The organism is Flavobacterium sp. (assembly GCF_031409475.1).
In the GTDB taxonomy this organism is placed as follows: Bacteria; Bacteroidota; Bacteroidia; order Flavobacteriales; family Flavobacteriaceae; genus Flavobacterium.
Genome location: NZ_JANNXH010000041.1, coordinates 1 through 17,929, shown reverse-complemented (window position 1 = coordinate 17,929; position 17,929 = coordinate 1). Strand labels below are relative to the sequence as shown.

The 17,929-nt window shown below is 32.4% G+C and carries 18 protein-coding genes; 4 read left to right on the top strand and 14 right to left on the bottom strand.

Annotation, left to right across the window (positions count from 1 at the left end; genetic code table 11):
• Window positions 1–19 precede the first annotated feature (19 nt).
• The 14 genes from RMO53_RS07615 to RMO53_RS07550 form a co-directional block, all read right to left on the bottom strand.
• A complete protein-coding gene (locus RMO53_RS07615; protein ID WP_310379383.1) occupies window positions 20–1,141 on the bottom strand; it encodes a hypothetical protein in 1,122 nt (373 codons plus the stop codon).
• A 2-nt stretch (window positions 1,142–1,143) separates the two neighbouring features.
• The gene (locus RMO53_RS07610) at window positions 1,144–1,818 is read right to left on the bottom strand and encodes a hypothetical protein (protein WP_310379382.1); all 675 of its coding nucleotides are present in this window, start codon (window positions 1,816–1,818) and stop codon (window positions 1,144–1,146) included.
• Between the two features lie 111 nt (window positions 1,819–1,929).
• Window positions 1,930–2,334, bottom strand: a complete 405-nt coding sequence (locus RMO53_RS07605; RefSeq protein ID WP_409024827.1) for a GNAT family N-acetyltransferase — start codon at window positions 2,332–2,334, stop codon at window positions 1,930–1,932.
• A gap of 115 nt (window positions 2,335–2,449) precedes the next feature.
• On the bottom strand, window positions 2,450–3,310 hold the full coding sequence (gene atpG, locus RMO53_RS07600) for an ATP synthase F1 subunit gamma (protein ID WP_310379380.1): 861 nt from the start codon (window positions 3,308–3,310) through the stop codon (window positions 2,450–2,452).
• A gap of 73 nt (window positions 3,311–3,383) precedes the next feature.
• Complete coding sequence (gene atpA, locus RMO53_RS07595; RefSeq protein ID WP_310379379.1) at window positions 3,384–4,961, bottom strand: F0F1 ATP synthase subunit alpha; 1,578 nt, start codon at window positions 4,959–4,961, stop codon at window positions 3,384–3,386.
• A gap of 15 nt (window positions 4,962–4,976) precedes the next feature.
• Window positions 4,977–5,510, bottom strand: a complete 534-nt coding sequence (atpH, locus tag RMO53_RS07590; RefSeq protein ID WP_310379378.1) for an ATP synthase F1 subunit delta — start codon at window positions 5,508–5,510, stop codon at window positions 4,977–4,979.
• A gap of 1 nt (window position 5,511) precedes the next feature.
• The gene (locus RMO53_RS07585) at window positions 5,512–6,012 is read right to left on the bottom strand and encodes a F0F1 ATP synthase subunit B (RefSeq protein WP_310379377.1); all 501 of its coding nucleotides are present in this window, start codon (window positions 6,010–6,012) and stop codon (window positions 5,512–5,514) included.
• A gap of 82 nt (window positions 6,013–6,094) precedes the next feature.
• On the bottom strand, window positions 6,095–6,295 hold the full coding sequence (gene atpE, locus RMO53_RS07580) for an ATP synthase F0 subunit C (protein ID WP_310379376.1): 201 nt from the start codon (window positions 6,293–6,295) through the stop codon (window positions 6,095–6,097).
• A 116-nt stretch (window positions 6,296–6,411) separates the two neighbouring features.
• Window positions 6,412–7,521 carry a F0F1 ATP synthase subunit A gene (atpB, locus tag RMO53_RS07575; protein ID WP_310379375.1) on the bottom strand — a complete coding sequence of 370 codons (1,110 nt, stop codon included), beginning with the start codon at window positions 7,519–7,521 and terminating at the stop codon, window positions 6,412–6,414.
• A gap of 522 nt (window positions 7,522–8,043) precedes the next feature.
• Window positions 8,044–8,271 (bottom strand): AtpZ/AtpI family protein, encoded by a 228-nt coding sequence (locus tag RMO53_RS07570; protein ID WP_310379374.1) that lies wholly within the window; start codon window positions 8,269–8,271, stop codon window positions 8,044–8,046.
• Entirely contained in the window at window positions 8,234–8,644 is a 411-nt protein-coding gene (locus RMO53_RS07565) for a polymer-forming cytoskeletal protein (RefSeq protein WP_310379373.1), read from the bottom strand. The genes RMO53_RS07570 and RMO53_RS07565 overlap by 38 nt, the downstream gene beginning before the upstream one ends.
• A gap of 2 nt (window positions 8,645–8,646) precedes the next feature.
• A complete protein-coding gene (locus RMO53_RS07560; protein WP_310379372.1) occupies window positions 8,647–11,286 on the bottom strand; it encodes a gliding motility protein in 2,640 nt (879 codons plus the stop codon).
• Between the two features lie 68 nt (window positions 11,287–11,354).
• Window positions 11,355–12,050, bottom strand: a complete 696-nt coding sequence (locus tag RMO53_RS07555) for an ABC transporter ATP-binding protein (RefSeq protein ID WP_310379371.1) — start codon at window positions 12,048–12,050, stop codon at window positions 11,355–11,357.
• A 52-nt stretch (window positions 12,051–12,102) separates the two neighbouring features.
• A complete protein-coding gene (locus RMO53_RS07550) occupies window positions 12,103–13,566 on the bottom strand; it encodes a DUF5687 family protein (RefSeq protein ID WP_310379370.1) in 1,464 nt (487 codons plus the stop codon).
• 133 nt (window positions 13,567–13,699) lie between these two features.
• Here RMO53_RS07550 and RMO53_RS07545 point away from each other — a divergent pair, with 133 nt between their 5' ends.
• From RMO53_RS07545 to RMO53_RS07530, 4 genes are all read left to right on the top strand, one after another.
• A complete protein-coding gene (locus tag RMO53_RS07545) occupies window positions 13,700–14,761 on the top strand; it encodes a ferredoxin--NADP reductase (protein WP_310379369.1) in 1,062 nt (353 codons plus the stop codon).
• Between the two features lie 232 nt (window positions 14,762–14,993).
• Window positions 14,994–16,466, top strand: a complete 1,473-nt coding sequence (locus RMO53_RS07540) for a hypothetical protein (protein ID WP_310379368.1) — start codon at window positions 14,994–14,996, stop codon at window positions 16,464–16,466.
• A gap of 56 nt (window positions 16,467–16,522) precedes the next feature.
• The gene (locus tag RMO53_RS07535; RefSeq protein ID WP_310379367.1) at window positions 16,523–16,831 is read left to right on the top strand and encodes a hypothetical protein; all 309 of its coding nucleotides are present in this window, start codon (window positions 16,523–16,525) and stop codon (window positions 16,829–16,831) included.
• A gap of 194 nt (window positions 16,832–17,025) precedes the next feature.
• A complete protein-coding gene (locus tag RMO53_RS07530; protein ID WP_310379366.1) occupies window positions 17,026–17,631 on the top strand; it encodes a hypothetical protein in 606 nt (201 codons plus the stop codon).
• Window positions 17,632–17,929: the final 298 nt, after the last annotated feature.

Here is a 17,929-nt window from a genome sequence, read left to right as displayed (position 1 = left end):
CAAATCTAATTAATATATTCTAAAATATATCTCCGAAACCACCTGCATTCAATTTGTCATCTTTACTCATTTTGTAATTTGGACTTGAATATTTTGTTGAGTCAGGAATGGTGCTGTCGCCTGTTTTTATTTGGTCTGCCAATGAATCTAATCTTGAGTACAACTCGTCATTATCAACCGAATATTTAGAGGTTAACATATCTATGTCTAAAAGATTTTCTGATGTTCTAGCAATATCTTGTGCAATGGTCGATGTTACGACTTCTAATGCATAATCTAGCTCCCAAGATTGCGTAAACATCATCGCACTTTTTGCACTTTCGGTTGCTTGTTTGGCGTTTTTAGCAAATTCGTATTCTTTGCGAAGCATGGTGATTGTGGTATCAAAATCGGCGATTTTTATATCTATTGCTGTTCCTGCTAAGGTTAATTTTCTGTCCATTTTTCCCAATACATTGGCACGAACACCATATTTTTGGGTAAAATTTTTGCTTTGCTCGTATTGGTTAGAAATACGTTGTGAATCACTTAATTTTCTAGCCAATTCGCTTTGTAAGGTTACATACTCATCGGTATCTTTTGCGACAATTCCGTTTAGTTTGACCATTTCGTCCATTGCCGATTTTAGTTTTTCCGACTGACGTTGTAAACTTAAAATATCATCTTGAAAAGTTTTGGCTTCTTTCTCAGATTTGCTGGCTTCAATTTCCATTTCGGTTTTTAAACCTTTTAGCTTTGCTTTGGTTGCTTTAAAAACTTCACGATTTTTAATCATTTTATCCTTTTGTTCTTCCAATTCATTGAAAGGATTGCTATTTATTAAAGCTTTATGAATGTTTTTTGTAGCAAAACGCAACCCTTTCATAATTACGGGATACATCATTACTAGGAAAACTAGGAAAACGCCTGTTGCAGAAATCGCAATGGCTTGTCCTAACATGGTAAAAAGTGGCGGAAGTATGTATGTCCATGTTAAATAACCCAAACCACCTAATAATCCTGCGGCGAGAATCCAAAATAATGATTTTTCTCCTTTTTTGAGTGTGTCTTTGCTTAATGCTATTTCTCCTTTAGATTCGTCGAAATGTTTAAGAATTGGTAATTCTGATAACGCGGATTTTTCTTGTTGGTATGTTGACATAATTATAAATATTGATTGATTCCTGTAACCACAGTATTGATTGATTCTAGTATTTTGTGTTTTGCTAAATTATTGGCTTCTATTTTGAGTTGAATTTCGGTAAATAGTTCCTTGTTGTCTAAATCGATTCTTGCTAATTCTTCTTTTTTGGCTTCTAATTCTTTTTGAAGTTTTAGGATTTGAGTTTCTAAATCAGTGATGTTTTTAGAAAGATTGTATTTTTGAGTTGTTATAGTATTGTTTAAATCTTTGTTTTTCGTGTTTCCTGTGGCATCATATTTAGCATATACTTTTTCGATTTCGGAGATATAAAATTTCGATTTTTCTAACAAAAGCTCTTTAGACAAATCACTTTTGATGGTTTTTCCCATCGTAAAAGCCATCTGATAACTCTGCGGATTCGTTGGTCCAACCGCCATAACAGACTTGTACATTTCAAAAAAATCGAAACCTTCGCTATTCAATCCTTCAAAGCCACGGTTGTAAACTTCTAGAATTTCATTAATAAACGGATTGTTAGAATTACCTGCTGGAAAGGAATTGATAACCGTATTGGTTTCAGGAAATTTAGTGTCGGTTGTGCTTACAGTCGTTTGTGATTTGATTTTTTCATTAGTAGTAGTGGCATTTTCGTCATTAACAAAAATGCTTTTCCAATTAAAACTTTTTTCGGACATTGGTTTGATGTTAGTTGTTTTCTTATGTTATACGAAGTAAATAAAAAAAAGTTGCTATTTTGCAATTAAAAAATAAAAATAGTTATTTATTAAAATGAATTTAGATTTTTTTTAAGATAATCCTTCTTCGTTTATCATTTTTATAAAATGAAAGCCTCTTGGTTCATACCCTTGATTATAATAAAACCGATGGGCTGTGAAATTCCCAGTAAATGCATCTAAAACAATACCTGTACAATCTAATGCTACGGCTTTTTTTTCTAAATAATCCGTTAACATTTTGGCAATTCCTTTTTTGCGATGTTCTGGATGAACAATAAAATTATCTATTTCTATGTATTTTCCAGTCCATAGTTTTGTTCCAAACCAAAAGCCTGTTAATCCTATACAAACGTTGTCCTCAAAAATGGCAAGTTGTTTGTAATTATGAGGAATCATATCATTAAGAAACGATTCGTAACGTTCTTTGCTCATCTTTGGGTATAAGAAATTTATAATTTCTATTTGGGAGAGCATTTCTGGAAGTGTGGTAAGTTCTTGTGTTTCCAATTTTTATAAAATTTTTATAAAATTAATCAAAAAAAAAGGAGTCAAGCGATGCTTGACTCCTAAATATTCTTTAAAATAATATCTATCCGTTCAAAGCTTCTGCTCCACCAACAATTTCTAAAATTTCATTAGTAATTGCTGCCTGACGCGCTTTGTTGTAGGTTAATTTTAATTGATTTCGTAACTCGGTTGCGTTATCTGTTGCTTTGTGCATTGCGGTCATACGTGCTCCGTGCTCTGATGCAAATGAATCTCTAATTGATTTATATAATTGTGTTTTCAACGATTTTGGAATCAAAGTTAACACGATTTCTTCTTCAGTAGGTTCAAAAATATAATCCCCTGTTGAAGCTGGTTGATCAGATTTTATTGGAGCCAACGGCAAAAATTGTTCTGTTTGAACGATTTGAGTCGCTGCATTCTTAAATTGATTGTAAACAATTTCAATTTTGTCGTACTCACCAGAAACAAACTTTTGAGTCAATGTTTCGGCTATTACAGTCACATTATCAAAAGTCAATGCGTCAAAAACTTGACTTTGATTGTCTACAACTTTTAGGGTTTTAGTCAAAATGTCGTTTCCTTTTTTACCAATAGCAAAAACATCCACTTGCTTGTCTTTATAAAATTCGGCGCGGTTTTTTGCTTCTTTAATTACATTTGAATTAAAAGCACCACACAAACCTCTATTTGAAGTTATTGCAACAACTAATACTTTTTTAACCTCACGTTGGGTTGTATATTCACCACCTACATCTCCGTCAAGATTTGCAGAAAGGTTTTGCAACAACTCAGTTAATTTTTCGGCATAAGGTCGCATTGCTGTGATGGCATCTTGCGCCTTCTTTAGCTTTGCTGCAGAAACCATTTTCATTGCCGATGTGATTTGCATCGTAGATGAAACGGAAGTAATTCTATTACGGATTTCCTTTAAATTTGCCATTTAGTATTGTATTAAGATTGAAGTATTAAGTATCAAGACGTCTTAATTCTTGATACTTTATACTTAATACTTTTTAGTTATATTTCGCCGAAATTTCTTTTGCTACTGTTTCAAGTACATCTGTGATTTCGTCAGTCAGTTTTCCTGCTTTCAAGGCATCAAGTGTGGCTCTGTTTTTGTTGTTTAAGTATTCTAAGAAATCTTTTTCGAATTCTTTTACTTTATTCACAGGAACATTACGCAACAAATTTTTAGAACCTGCATAGATAATAGCTGTTTGATCTTCAACAGTATATGGGTCGTTTAGATTTTGTTTCAAAATCTCCACATTTCTTTTCCCTTTTTCAATTACATTTAAAGTAACTGCATCTAAATCAGAACCAAATTTTGCAAACGCCTCTAATTCGCGGTATTGTGCTTGATCTAATTTTAAAGTACCTGCTACTTTTTTCATTGATTTAATTTGTGCATTTCCACCCACACGTGATACCGAAATACCTACGTTAATCGCTGGACGTACACCTGAATTAAACAAATCTCCATCTAGGAATATCTGACCATCAGTAATCGAAATTACGTTGGTTGGGATGTATGCAGAAACGTCACCAGCTTGAGTTTCGATAATTGGTAAAGCGGTTAATGAACCTCCACCTTTTACGATACTTTTTAATGAATCTGGTAAATCATTCATGTCTTTTGCAATTCCGTCATCGGCAATTACTTTACATGCTCTTTCTAATAAACGAGAGTGCAAGTAAAAAACGTCTCCAGGATATGCTTCACGTCCCGGTGGTCTTCTTAATAAAAGAGAAACCTCACGATACGCCACAGCTTGTTTTGATAAATCATCATAAACAATCAAAGCTGGTCGACCTGAATCTCTAAAATATTCTCCAATTGCAGCTCCTGCCATTGGCGCATATACTTGCATTGGCGCTGGATCAGAAGCATTAGCAGCTACAATTACTGTGTAAGCCATCGCGCCTTTTTCTTCCAACATTTTTGCTATTCCTGCTACAGTTGACGCTTTTTGTCCAATGGCAACATAGATACAAAAAACCGGTTTTCCTGCATCATAAAATTCTTTTTGATTCAAAATGGTATCCAAACAAACGGTAGATTTACCAGTTTGACGGTCACCAATAACGAGCTCACGTTGTCCACGACCTACTGGAATCATTGCATCTACTGCTTTGATACCAGTTTGTAACGGTTCTGTAACGGGTTGACGGAAGATAACTCCAGGAGCTTTTCTTTCTAATGGCATTTCAAATAATTCACCCGTGATTGGTCCTTTACCATCTATTGGGAAACCTAGTGTATTTACAACACGACCTACCATTCCTTCTCCTGTTTTTAGAGAAGCAATACGTTGTGTTCTTTTTGCTGTAGAACCTTCTTTGATTCCTGTTGATGGTCCAAGAAGTACCACACCTACATTGTCTTCTTCTAAATTCAACACGATTCCTTCAAGACCGTTTTCGAATTCTACAAGTTCTCCGTATTGTACGTTAGAAAGCCCGTAAACACGTGCAATTCCATCTCCAACTTGAAGTACTGAACCTACTTCTTCTAATGTAGCTCCAGTTTCAAAACCTTCTACTTGTTTTTTTAATATTGCTGAAATTTCAGCAGGTTTAATATCCGCCATAATTATTATAAATAACTAGTTACTTAATTCTCTTTTTAATATTTGCAATCTATTAGCAACGGAAGCATTGTACTGCTTGTCGCCTATTCTTAATATAAATCCTCCAATAATTGAAGCATCTATGGTGTTTTCGATAGTGATTTTCTTGTTTGAAAATGTTGCAATTTTAGCTAAAACTTTAGCTTCTAAAGCGGCATCAAGTGCAATCGCAGTGGTTACTTTTGCCACTTCAACTCCATTCATTTCGTCAAACAGTTTGTTGTATTCCAAAGCGATTTCGCCTAAAATTTCAAATCGTTTGTTTTCGAATAATAAGTGGAATAAACTTTTAGTTACTGCATTAGTAGACGTGAAAACTTCTAACAAGGCACTTTCTTTAACTTCAACTTTTGTAGTTGGATTTTGAATAAAAGTACTCAACTCTAAATTACTATCAATAGTTGATGCAATTAAAGTCATATCGTTGTTTACAGCTTGTGTAACTCCTTTATCATTTGCGATATCAAGAATTGCTTTTGCGTAACGAATTGCTGCTCTTGTACTGGCCATATTAGTTTAATTTAGCATCGCCTAACATTTTCTCTACTAATTTTATTTGAGAGTCTTTGTTAGATAATTCGTCTTTTAATATTTTTTCAGCAATTTCAATTGACAAGTTTGATACATGAGCTTTTAATTCAGATAAAGCGGCATTTTTTTCGCTTTCGATAGCTGCTTTTGCTTGCTCAATCATTTTTAATCCTTGCGCTTGTGCTTCATTTTTAGAATCGGCAATCATTTTCTCTTTCATTTCACGAGCATCTTTTAGCATGGCGTCACGCTCTAATCTTGCTTCTTGTAAAATACGTTGGTTGTCAGATTGTAGATTTTGCATTTCTTTTCTAGCATTTTCGGCAGAAAGCAAAGCATTTTTTATTCCTTCTTCTCTTTCATTAACTGCATCAAGAATTGGTTTCCACGCAAATTTTTTCAACATAAGAATTAATCCTATGAAAATAATAGAATGCCAAACAAACAACCCAAACGAAAAATCATTTATTAACTTATCCATAATGTGTATATAATTATAGTCTTTTTAATTTAATTTTTTTAAACAATAGCTGCAACCAACCGTTGCAGCTAATTTGTTTTTTCTAGTTTTCAGAAACAGCAAATAATGCTGCAAATCCGATACCTTCAACAAGAGCTGCTGCAATAAGCATAGCTGTTTGGATTTTCCCATAAGAGTCCGGTTGACGAGCAATAGCGTCCATTGCTGAACCACCAATTCTACCTACACCAATTCCAACTCCGATAACTACTAATCCTGCTCCAATAATTCTTGGCATGTTCATAAATATATGTATTAAAAATTAAACATTCTTCTTTTATGGTTATGCGTTATTGGTTAAAAGTTATATGTTGAAAAACTTCTCGATAATTAACTCTTAACTTTTAGCTTATAACCCTTTTAATGAGCTTCTTCTTCGTGATGATGCTCTTGAACAGCAGAACCAAAATATAACGCTGTCAATATTGTAAATATGTATGCTTGTAATAAGGCTACTAAAATTTCGATAATAGAAATCATAAACGATAACACAAACGACAAACTGCTACCTAACCAACTTTTAAAAATAAACATCAAGCCAATTAAACTCATTAGTACAATGTGTCCGGCAAACATGTTTGCGTACAAACGGATCATTAATGCAAATGGTTTTATGATTAATCCCATTAATTCAATAGGTGCTAAAATAATTTTCATGGGTGTTGGAACGCCTGGCATCCAGAAAATGTGTCCCCAATAATTTTTATTTGCTGTTAGATTTGTAATAAAAAAGGTAATTATTGCTAATCCAAAAGTGATTGCAATATTTCCTGTTACATTAATTCCCAGTGGCGTTAATCCAAACATATTTAAAAACCAGATAAAGAAAAACACGGTTAATAAATGACTCATGTATTTTTTATAATGCTTTTCGCCAATGTTAGGAATGGCTATTTCGTCTCGAACATATAAGACAATTGGCTCAAAAAAACGTCCTGCTCCGGCTGAAACTCCGCCGTTTTTCGCATACGATTTTGCTAAACTTGTAAACAATAAAAACATTAATAGCGCAACAACCATAATGGTCAAAACTCCTTTTGTGATAGAGAAATCGATGGGTTGTGCATTTGTAGGATGATGATGTTCGTCTTCGGTTAAAGTTCCTGAAGCATCTGTTTTGTATATTTTTTCGTGGTGTAATTTATAGAAATTCCCGTTGCTTTCTGCAACAGTTTCACCATGATTGAATTTTGAAGAAGAGAAAAAATGTACTCCGTTGTCCCAAAGAATTATGGGTAAAGGAAAACCAACTGGATGTCCACCATCTTCATAAAGGGTAAAATCATGTCCGTCAAGAACGTGATGCGCTTTTACTTCGTCGATTTGTTTTTTGATTTCAGATTTTTCGTCAACAGGTTTCTCTGTTGGTTCTGAAGTTGTGCTTATAGGATTATTTGCAAGCCCAATTATTGGAAGACAAACTATTAAAGTTGCAATTATAAATCGAATTGGTTTTTTTAAAAACGCCATATCTTTTAAATATCTTGATTTTTACTTTCTGAAATTGGGTGCAAAGGTACATCTTTTCTTAAAATATTAATACTTTAAAATAAAAAAATATCTAAATTTAGGTATTGCAAGTATTTTATTGCTTATTGTTTAATATTCTTATTGTTAACAGCGTTTCTATCGTTAAAAATAATGCAAAAATTATAAAAAAGTTGATTTTTTCTATCGCAACATTTAAATTTCCACTATGTAATATTGGTGTTAACACGTTATAAGCAAATCCCATTTTAATACAGGTAAGTATTAAAAAAACAAAACCTACGTTTTCTGGACTCTTGGCTTTGACTTGGATTAAAATAAAAAGTATAATGGCAGAACAAATAAAAAAAAACCCATAAACCGTCTCAATTGCTGTGTGAAAATTTTGAAAGTTTGAATTTGCATTGTTCAAATAAAAAAACAATTTATGAACTGCATAAACAGCGATTGCAAGTATTAAAAGTTCAAGTAATGGTTTGTGTTTTTTGAGATTCATTATTTTTATTATTTATTGATGTCTTTGAGTTGTCTGTTGATGTTATAAAACGCTATGGCTACACCAACTAAAGTAAGTACTTTGACATAAATAGTGTTTGAGTTCTGGTATTTTTCGTCCAACCAATTTCCTAAATAAGAAAACATATAAATGATAACGCCCATTTGAATTGGGATATTAATTAAGGCGAGCCATTTACTATTGTTGGGTTTCTTCGGGTCTTTGTTGTCCATCATTTAGAATTCCTATTTTAATGTTGGGCTTCATTACGCAAGATGCGCTAAACTCTGCGCCTGGTTCCACTGATAATTTTCCGCAAATTACTTCTCCGTGAATACTGGCTTTTGATTTTAAATTAAGTATTTCAGTAACTTGAATTTTACCGTTGAATCTTCCTTCGATATCCGCATTTTTACAAACAATGTCTCCCGTTACGCTTCCAGCTGGACCAATAACAATTTTACCTTTTGATTGAAAGTTTCCTATTAATTCGCCGTCAAGTCTAAAATCGGCTTGTGAAAAAACATCTCCTTTTATAACCGTTCCTTCAACAATTCGGTTGGTTTTTCCTAGAAGATCTGTATATGATTTTGGCTTATTATCAAACATGATTATTGTTTTTTAGGGGCCAAATACGTTTCTAGATTTTTCTTGATTTGGATCACCTTGTAGTTTTCCGAAGAAACTAAAATAGCTGATTCTTCTATTTTATACTTGTTGTTTTCCTTAAATGATTTTGCTATTGATTTTGCATAAGCCTCTGAATTTATACCATGAATTGCAATAAAACTTTCTTTTTCGTTGTAAGAATCACAAGTATAGGAGAGCGATTTATTTTTTTCATTGGCTAAGAAAGTTTCCATTTTTTCTTCTATCTTATTTGAGTTTTTAACCTCTAGAGTTATTACTTTATATAGGATTTTCCAGTTTTTTGATTCTTTATCGGTAAAATTAATTTGCTCCAATAACGGTATTTGAGTACTTAAAACATCTAGGGCTTTTTTACCTTCTTCGCTATTTGGATAGTTGTCTGCTACAAATTGCATGGCGAGTTTGTAAGCTTCTAATCCTTTGAGTTTTCCAATGGTGTTTGCTTTCAATAATTCGAATTTTGAAACAATTTCATCTCCAGAGAATTGATTAATCAATTCGTCCGATGTTTTTATTACATCTATAAACTGTTCCTCTTCATATAATTTATAACATTTATTATAGGCACTTTCGGGAGTTTCATCTGCTTGTGCTTCGCCTGTATTTACATTGTTTATTATTTGTGCATATCGAGAATCCGGATATTGTTTAGAAATACTATTTTTTAGTACTATTGCTTTGTCGACATCAATGATTTGGTATATTTTGTAAAGGTTATATAGCGATGGCAAAACGAGTTTCTCTTCTGGATTTTGTTTTAGTAATTGTTCTAATTTATTGGCGGCTAACTTATATTCTTTGAATTTTTCTTTGTAGATAATTCCGAGTTGGTAATTAACAAAATTGCGCTCTTTTATAATACTGTCGATTTCTACTTTTGTCTGTGGAAGTTGTTTTAAGTAAAATGCAGTTGTGTATTCTTCTACTATTATATTTTCGTCTAATTTATCTGCTTTTGAATCATCGCTAACCACAGAATCGTTTACGGCTGTATTATTCTTATTTGTGGACAATCTCCAATTGCCTTTTGAAGCTCTATTTCCCCAGTTTTTTTTAAACTCTAATTTACCAAAAGCTAGCGTTGTTGGGTTATAAAAGTAGAAAACACTTGTCCCTTTATCTGGAGTGCCAATTGCTTTTGGTGGTCCAAATGTAGCTTTTTTAGGTTTGCCTAAATCTTGATTAGATACTGGAGCATCAGGCGAATCTGGAGAATTGTTTCTTGCTATATTTGCTTGAATTGCGGCTTGTTTTTCGGCAGCAATTTTCTTGGTTTCGTCTGATATTTTTAATTTTTCAATGTAGTTTTCGTAATATAAAATCCTGTCGGATTCTGATAACGCTACTACATTTATTATGCTGTCGTTTCGTCTGGTTATTGATTCGTAAGCGATTGCTTCGTCTAAATCATTTCTAACTTTTTGAATATGGATGTATTCTCTGGTTTTTTTATTGAGTTTAACCAGTGTGCTGTCATAATATTTAGCTGCGTTTTGATAATCTGTATTTTTAAAATAAATAGTACCTATATTTCTATAATTAGAAGCAATTAAATATTGATCAACCGTGCGTTTTTTTAAGGACTGATTATAAGTAGTGAATGCTGATTTCTGGTTGTTGTTATTTTCATAAAAAACTCCCATTTGATGATAAATCACATCTAAAAACGGTCTGTTTTCTCTGTCTAAAATTAATTTATTGTATGTTTTTAAAAATGCTGTTGTGTCTCCTTTTTCAAAATCAAACAATTGCGCTTTTTTTGCATACGCTTGCATAACAAGTTCTCGATCTGCTTTTCGATTCATATCAATAACTGATTGAAAATAATCTGAAGCGGTATCTTTTATCCCTAGTTCTTTGTATAATTGCCCTAAAATAAAACGATATCTGGCTTTTTCGGCATTTACTTTGGTGTATTTTTCGGCGATTTTTAATTTTGCGATAGCGCTATCTTTTTCCTCAATATTCAAAAAAGCCTCTGATAATAATGCATTTGCATTGGCAACAACTTGTTTTTTTACTTTTTTGTTTTCTAGCATTTTGGTTATATTTTTTATAACTAATGCATCGTTTCCTAAACGCATATTTGTTTTTTCACGCCAAATTTTAGCTTCATCTATCTTGTCGCTATTGGAGTATTTGTACAAAATATAATTGAATGCGTCTAATGCTGGAACAAACCGCTGGTCATAATATCGCGCTTTACCTAGAAGTAAATGTGCTTCGTCTATCTGGCTGTTTTTTTCGTTTCCGCCAATGTTCATGGAGTGTTTTTGAATCGCTTTTGTGGCTTTTGCTTCGGCAAGTTCAAAATTGGTGTTTTTAGCTCTGGCAACAGTATTGGTGTCCTCTAGAAGTTGCATTTTTTCTATGGGCAATTGTTTCCAAAAATTGTCTTTGCTGTTTGATTTAATGTCTTCGATTCCTTTGTCTAATCCAATCTGCCCATTGTATAATATGTTGTTTTTTGTACTTAAAGCATGTGAGTTTCTAGATATAAAACTGTTCTTCTTGGTAGAACATGCCACCAAAAAAAGCAAAAATCCAATAAAAAATAGGTGTTTAAATAGCTTGGTTTTCAATGGTAGACGTTTTATCATTTAACTTTTAAAAATGCATTTTAGTATAATGACTGGTAAAAATACGTTTCTTTTTGAAATATCGAAATTTAAACCGCAAAAAACGTTTCAAGCTCTTGTAAAGTTTCTGTAGAGGTTTGAATATCCTTTACAACTTCGCCTTTGTTCAGAACAACAATTCTATTACAAACCTCAACGGTGTGTTGCAAATCATGACTTGAAACAAGTACAGTAATAGCGGGGTTTTCGGCAAGTTCTTTGATGATTTTTTTTAATCTGCTCACGGTTGTTGGATCTAAATTTGCAAAAGGCTCGTCTAGAATTACCACTTCGGGATTGCCTATAAGTGTGGCTATGATTCCTACTTTCTTTTGGTTTCCTTTTGATAAATCGCGTAAATATTTTTTGTTTTTAAGTATTTCTCCATTAAAAAACTCTTCGTGTTTGGACAATAAAGCATCCACATCGGCTTTGTTCTGACCGCGTAAATCACCTATGAAATAAAAATATTCTTCGGGTGTGAGATAACCAATTAGAAAACTTTCGTCCAGAAAAGATGCCGTAAAAGGTTTCCAGTTTTCACTGGTATTTACTTGAACTTCATTGTTAATAATGTGCCCCGTTGAGGGTTGGATTAGATCTAATAATAAACTGAAAAAAGTGGTTTTTCCAGCGCCATTATTTCCTACTAGGCCAAAACTTTGTCCTTTTGGAATTTCGAGAGAATCTATTTTTAATACCGTTGTCGTGTTGTATGTTTTTGAAAGTGTGTTTACTTGTATCATTTTTATTTTTTGGTTTTTTGATTTCTGGTAGAGACGTTGCAATGCAACGTCTTTACGATTTTTGTTTGTAAGCGTCGATGGTTTTATATTTTTCGGTCTTGTAAATTTTTTCAATAACCGTGAAAACTTTATCTCTAAAAGCAAATCCTAATATTCCGGCTAATGCTACAAAAGCCAAACCTAAATTAGCATTCATTAAATAAGAACCTAAGCCGTATAATAGCAATGGCAACACTAATTTGGGAAGTGAAAGCAGCATTGTATTTACATTAAAGGCTTTTTTGTCACCAAAAGCGCCTTTGGACATGGATAAATCAATAGGCGTTTTTGTATAAGCACCACTAAGTAATACTAAATGCGAGTTGACGCCAATGTTATAAATTGCAGCGGTTAAAATAGTAAGATAGACTTGCCAGCCAAAATACAAATAGAACGAGGCTAAAATTGTTGAAACCGCTGTTCCAATAACAACCAGCCACCATTTAGAACTTAAATAACCACGATACGGAATGTTTTGTGTCATCATCAATTGATAATACGAACTGTCCCAACTAGGGACAAATTGACCAAAAGTGAATAAAAATCCTCCCGTTACAAATATTCCTGCAAAAATGCGCATTACTTCGGGTTGATTCGAATTACTATTAAAAAAAATCAATCCGTAAAACAAAAACAACAGACTCATGATCACTGTAGTTCGCGACCTCTTGTTTCTTTTGATTAATTTGATGTCGTTTTTTAAGAACGTGCCTAAAGTGCCAAACTGGTTCAGCCAAGTCAAGTTTTCTGTTTTTGCAATATCTTTTTTGGTTGCCAATCCAGCGTCTAGATACAAATCGTTTTTAAAAAATTTAAAGGTCCAATAATACAATCCAACAAAGGCTAAAACAGGTACAAGAAAAACCCATTTAGTATGAAATAATGCTTGAAAAAACGGAAGCGTGTAGTTTGTAATATCAAAAACCTTGTAGTATTGACAACCTGCTAGAATCAACACAATGCCAATAAAAATTACAAATAAATTGTCTTTGTTATTCAACAAAATATTCAAAAAATTATTGATGTAAACCAAGGAAAAAAGCGCGCTACACCAAAGCAAAACAGACACAACATCATATCCTTCATAGAGCAAAACAATACTAAAAGGAAGCAAGAAAAACGCGTGTAATAAATTAAAAAAAGACAACATTGTTTTCCCTAATGCAAAGTGTACAATAGTGGGTTTCTTAAAAGGCAAAGTCAACAATGGACGAATATTCATCACTGGAATAGCTTGGAGCAAGAGCCGAATAATTAAATCCATTAAAAAATAATAAATCAAGAACTTATTTATAGTTAACAGCGGATCAAAATTCATTTTCTTGAGAATATAAAAAGCTCCAACTCCAAGAGCAAGAAAAACCACGGTAAAATAGAGAATTAAAAAACCCATTAAAATTTTTAGTGCCAAGTTCGTTGCAAAGGAAGCCGAGCGAAAAAAAGCTTTCCATTCCAGGTAGAGAAATTTTTTAATCATAATTTTTTTGTTTGATTTTCTATTAGTCGATAAATGTAAGGAAATGTTACACAAAAAAACAACCTCTAAATTGAAATACTTTTATAGTTTTAGGAACTAAATAGTTTTATTACTTTTGTAAAAAAACAATAACATGTCTTCATTTCTTAAACTTATTATAAAAGAAGTAAAACGCGAAACCGCAGCTGCGGTTTCGATACTTTTTAATGTGCCTTCTGAATTAAAACCAAATTATACTTTCGTTGCAGGTCAATATCTAAACTTAAAATTAACCCTTGACGGGAATGAAATTCGTCGTGCCTATTCAATTTGTTCCTCACCAGAAAGTGGCGAATTACGAATTGCAGTTAAAGCCGTAAAAGGAGGCGAATTTTCACAATTTGCAAATTCAAAACTAAAAGCCGGCGATGTCCTTGAAGTAGGAAATCCAGAGGGAAGGTTTGTTTTTGAGCCTCAAATTGATCGCCAGAAAAACTATGCTGCCTTTGTGGCCGGAAGCGGAATTACACCAGTAATGGCTATTTTAAAATCAGTTTTAAAAAGTGAACCAAAAAGTACATTTGTATTAGTTTATGGCAATAAATCGCCCGAAGAAACTATTTTTTACCACGAATTACATGGGTTGCAGTCAAAATATACCGGTCGCCTTTTTGTGCATTATACCTTTAGTCAAGCCCAAACCGATGATTCCTTATTTGGCCGAATAGAAAAATCAACCGTGAACTATGTTTTAAACAACAAACACAAAGAAACAGAATTTGATAAATACTTTTTGTGTGGTCCAGAAGAAATGATAAATCTTGTATCGGCGGTTTTGATTGGCAAAAACGTTGCTGAAAAAAACATAAAATTCGAATTGTTTTCAACACCAACCACAAACGATTCAAATCCTTCCGTTGAAAAATCACACGAAGGACATACTAAAATCACGGTGCTTGTGGATGATGAAGAAACTACTTTCGAAATGTCGCAAAAACAAACTGTTCTTGAAGCTGCACTAAAACAAGGAATTGATGCGCCGTATTCTTGCCAAGGCGGCATTTGTAGCAGTTGTCTGGCTCGAATTACATCTGGAACTGCAGTGATGAAAAAAAACTCCATTCTTACTGATAACGAAATTGCCGAAGGGTTGATTCTCACTTGTCAAGCACATCCCACATCCGCAGAAATTTTTGTAAATTATGATGATGTTTAAAAGTAGTGGTCAGCGGTCAGTCCCGAAGCTTCGGGATAGTATTCAGTACTGAATGAATAAGATAATTAACAAAAACTTCTCTGAAACGGGAAGTTTTTTTTTTGTTTTAAAAATGTATGTTACCTTAAAAACATTAATAAAACTTAATTGAAATTTAAAACGAATACCTTTTATTACAGTTTTAAAAAGTGATTTCATACATTTGAGGCTTAAATAGTACAATTTAACTTCTATGAAAAACCTCCTTTTAATAATTTTATTCTTCCACTTCAGCATTGGCTTTTCGCAAACAGAACCAAAATCATTTAGAGACAAATTCGAAGAGTTTGAATATTATGCCAAACCCAGTACAACAAACGATTTGTCAAGATATTTTAAACGAAATATTGATTACGCTTTACTTGAAAACTATAAATTTAAAGACACATTAAGAAAAAATAGTGCTGTAGTTCTTAGTTTTAAACTTGACAAAAATAATAGTGTGATTGACTTAGAGGTGAGTTCGCCTTATTCAGAATTGAACTTTGTTATCAAAAAAGCTTTTGAAACTTATGATTTAAAAAATATAAATATCCCAGAAAAAAGTCCTCTGAATAATTATATACTGCAAATACTTTCACGCGAAGGCAATAAAATGATTGTAAATTGTAGTTCGGACATCATTTATGATCGTTTTCCTGTTTTTGAAGGTTGCGAATCTAGCAGTACTTTTTCCGAAAATAGATCTTGCCTCAATGCGCTTCTGGAAGAACACTTTGGAAAAAACATATCGACTGACTTAATAAAAAAGAAAAAAATACTCGGTAGATTACTATTAAAACCAGAATTTATGGTAACCGAAAGCGGAACAGTTGAAAAAGTGAAGTGGAAAACTGCATCAGATAGCTTAACAGTCGAAACCAATAGAATAATAGCATTTTTTCCTAAAGCTAAAACTCCACCTACTCGCAACGGGAATCCTACCAGATTATATATTAAAGAATTTGTAGATTTAGAAATAAATTCTGCAAATGAAAATTATATAGAAAGTACAATTAAATCAAAAGACACAACATTAAATCCTAACTCTGAATTGGCACTACACTTTAAGAAATTTATTAAGGAACAGGAAATTAGCAACTACATTTTACCCAATGATAAGCCCATAATAAACATTAGTTTTTCTTTGGATAAAAATGTTAAAATGTTAAATATAAAAAGTAATGCCAAAAAACAAGAAATAAATGAAAAGCTTGTCGAGGTTTTTAAAAAATTTCCTTTTGAGAAATTGAATATTAAATCCCAAAACGTTCTAGAAACCTATTATTATACCATTTTTACAGTAGAACATAATAAAAAAATTGTAATTCATTGCAATGAAAATCCTGATATCTTTTCTGAATCTTATTTTGATCAAAGATGTGAAAAATCATCTTCGCCAGAGGATTTAAAATTTTGTTTTCAAGAAAAAATTACCAATCAAATCGTTAAAAATTTTGATACTTCATTGATTACTCAAAACGATATCAACAACGGTATCCGATTGATTTGCATTGTTCAAATCAATGTTGACGGAACATTGTCAAGAATAAACGCAATGAACACCAACCCAAAATACTCCAACGAATTGGATAGAATAATTAAAAAAATGCCCAAAGTATATAGGCCAGCCTACTGGAAAGGAATGCCAATAAAAACAACGTATGCAATTCCGATTTCTTTTTAACCTTATCAATACCTTTATAAAATTCATCACAAAAGATTTTAATAAAAGCTAACTTTATGAAATCCACCCGAGAAATTTTCAAAACCAATCCATCACTTTTGGACGAACCCGAAGTAGTACAACTTTTGGACTATTGCGAGCAATTGCAAGATGAAATCGTGGAGTTCAAATTTCAAAAAACAAACAATAAAGAATTGGCCATGCTCGACATGCTCAAAGAAGTCGTCAAAGGCTGTACTGCTATTGATAAAGAACAAACAGAACACGAACGATTTGGGTATGATGCGCCCAATTATCAAGAAACCATTTCGAATTTAAAACGCTATATTTTGAAACGTTGTCAGGACGAAAAAATTTATTTGTAGTTTATTTTTCACTTTTGTAAACACAAAAGTCAAATTCCATTTGATGATTTGTAATAAAATATTTATATATTTGAAAAGCAATAAAACTGACAGTTATCAGACCAAGCCACCAAAATTTAAGATGATAATGATGATTTTGGCAGGACTATCTGGAAGTTGTGCGTAATTTTGCCAAAAAAAATAGAAATCCTAATATGAAAAATATAATTTTAATTATTCTAACTTTTATCTTATTTGCAAGTTGTAAAAATTCTTCTTACGAATCAGAAGAATTAAAAGCAATCGAAGATATTACAAATGATTATCTAAAGAGAAAAGATTTAGATAAAATTTTGAATCCACCGAAATTTAGTAATGAAGATATTGTGATAAAACCTAATATTGATACTATGAATATTAAAGTATACATTTCCGACGCATTAATGCCAATTTCACAAATTGAAGAGGATAATGAGTGGATGTTTAAGGATAATAATTTTAGTATTGGAGATTCAATTAAATTCTATGAAATTAGAAATTCACAAATGTTTGGAAAATTAAAATATGCTGAAATTGATAAATCCAAAATAAAACTAATAAAGCCTTACGAACAATTTAGAAAATCACAAATCAAAGTTTATGCAGACGAAGAGTATAAAATTTTAAAATTTTCACGTGTTTGTTTTGATCAGAAAAAAGAAAATGGAATTGTTGTAATAGAATATTTAGTAGGTTTCGAGAGTGGAATGTCTAGCGGATATAACGGAGCACTTTTGATAAAAAAGATAAATAATGAATGGAAATTTGTAGAAAAAAAATAAAAAACTACGCACAACAGCGGTTTGCAAAAATTGGGGTTTTGGTCTTGACTTTACACATTGTTTTGTACTTTTGTGGTCAGTGATTTACTGAAAGTTTAGGCTAATCAAATCCCCAACTTCTGCAAGCCACAAGACGTTAGCAAACATTATAAAACTTGTAGGAGAATTCAAAAACCTAACGCAACAAATGATAAATTTTATCTTTGTTGAATTATGAAAAAAATACACAAAAGATTATCCTATAAAGAGAGGATTGTAATTGAAACTTTACTCCAGCAAGGTAAGAGCAAAAATCACA

What these genes read in the sequence shown, in the direction of transcription:
- RMO53_RS07565 (WP_310379373.1), bottom strand. Translation starts at nt 8,644, where the DNA reads ATGTTTGATAATAAGCCAAAATCATATACAGATCTTCTAGGAAAAACC.
- RMO53_RS07570 (WP_310379374.1), bottom strand. Translation starts at nt 8,271, where the DNA reads ATGATGGACAACAAAGACCCGAAGAAACCCAACAATAGTAAATGGCTC.
- RMO53_RS07535 (WP_310379367.1), top strand. Translation starts at nt 16,523, where the DNA reads ATGAAATCCACCCGAGAAATTTTCAAAACCAATCCATCACTTTTGGAC.
- RMO53_RS07545 (WP_310379369.1), top strand. Translation starts at nt 13,700, where the DNA reads ATGTCTTCATTTCTTAAACTTATTATAAAAGAAGTAAAACGCGAAACC.
- atpG (WP_310379380.1), bottom strand. Translation starts at nt 3,310, where the DNA reads ATGGCAAATTTAAAGGAAATCCGTAATAGAATTACTTCCGTTTCATCT.
- RMO53_RS07585 (WP_310379377.1), bottom strand. Translation starts at nt 6,012, where the DNA reads ATGGATAAGTTAATAAATGATTTTTCGTTTGGGTTGTTTGTTTGGCAT.
- RMO53_RS07560 (WP_310379372.1), bottom strand. Translation starts at nt 11,286, where the DNA reads ATGATAAAACGTCTACCATTGAAAACCAAGCTATTTAAACACCTATTT.
- RMO53_RS07540 (WP_310379368.1), top strand. Translation starts at nt 14,994, where the DNA reads ATGAAAAACCTCCTTTTAATAATTTTATTCTTCCACTTCAGCATTGGC.
- atpA (WP_310379379.1), bottom strand. Translation starts at nt 4,961, where the DNA reads ATGGCGGATATTAAACCTGCTGAAATTTCAGCAATATTAAAAAAACAA.
- atpH (WP_310379378.1), bottom strand. Translation starts at nt 5,510, where the DNA reads ATGGCCAGTACAAGAGCAGCAATTCGTTACGCAAAAGCAATTCTTGAT.
- RMO53_RS07615 (WP_310379383.1), bottom strand. Translation starts at nt 1,141, where the DNA reads ATGTCAACATACCAACAAGAAAAATCCGCGTTATCAGAATTACCAATT.
- atpB (WP_310379375.1), bottom strand. Translation starts at nt 7,521, where the DNA reads ATGGCGTTTTTAAAAAAACCAATTCGATTTATAATTGCAACTTTAATA.
- RMO53_RS07550 (WP_310379370.1), bottom strand. Translation starts at nt 13,566, where the DNA reads ATGATTAAAAAATTTCTCTACCTGGAATGGAAAGCTTTTTTTCGCTCG.
- RMO53_RS07605 (WP_409024827.1), bottom strand. Translation starts at nt 2,334, where the DNA reads ATGCTCTCCCAAATAGAAATTATAAATTTCTTATACCCAAAGATGAGC.
- RMO53_RS07610 (WP_310379382.1), bottom strand. Translation starts at nt 1,818, where the DNA reads ATGTCCGAAAAAAGTTTTAATTGGAAAAGCATTTTTGTTAATGACGAA.
- atpE (WP_310379376.1), bottom strand. Translation starts at nt 6,295, where the DNA reads ATGAACATGCCAAGAATTATTGGAGCAGGATTAGTAGTTATCGGAGTT.
- RMO53_RS07530 (WP_310379366.1), top strand. Translation starts at nt 17,026, where the DNA reads ATGAAAAATATAATTTTAATTATTCTAACTTTTATCTTATTTGCAAGT.
- RMO53_RS07555 (WP_310379371.1), bottom strand. Translation starts at nt 12,050, where the DNA reads ATGATACAAGTAAACACACTTTCAAAAACATACAACACGACAACGGTA.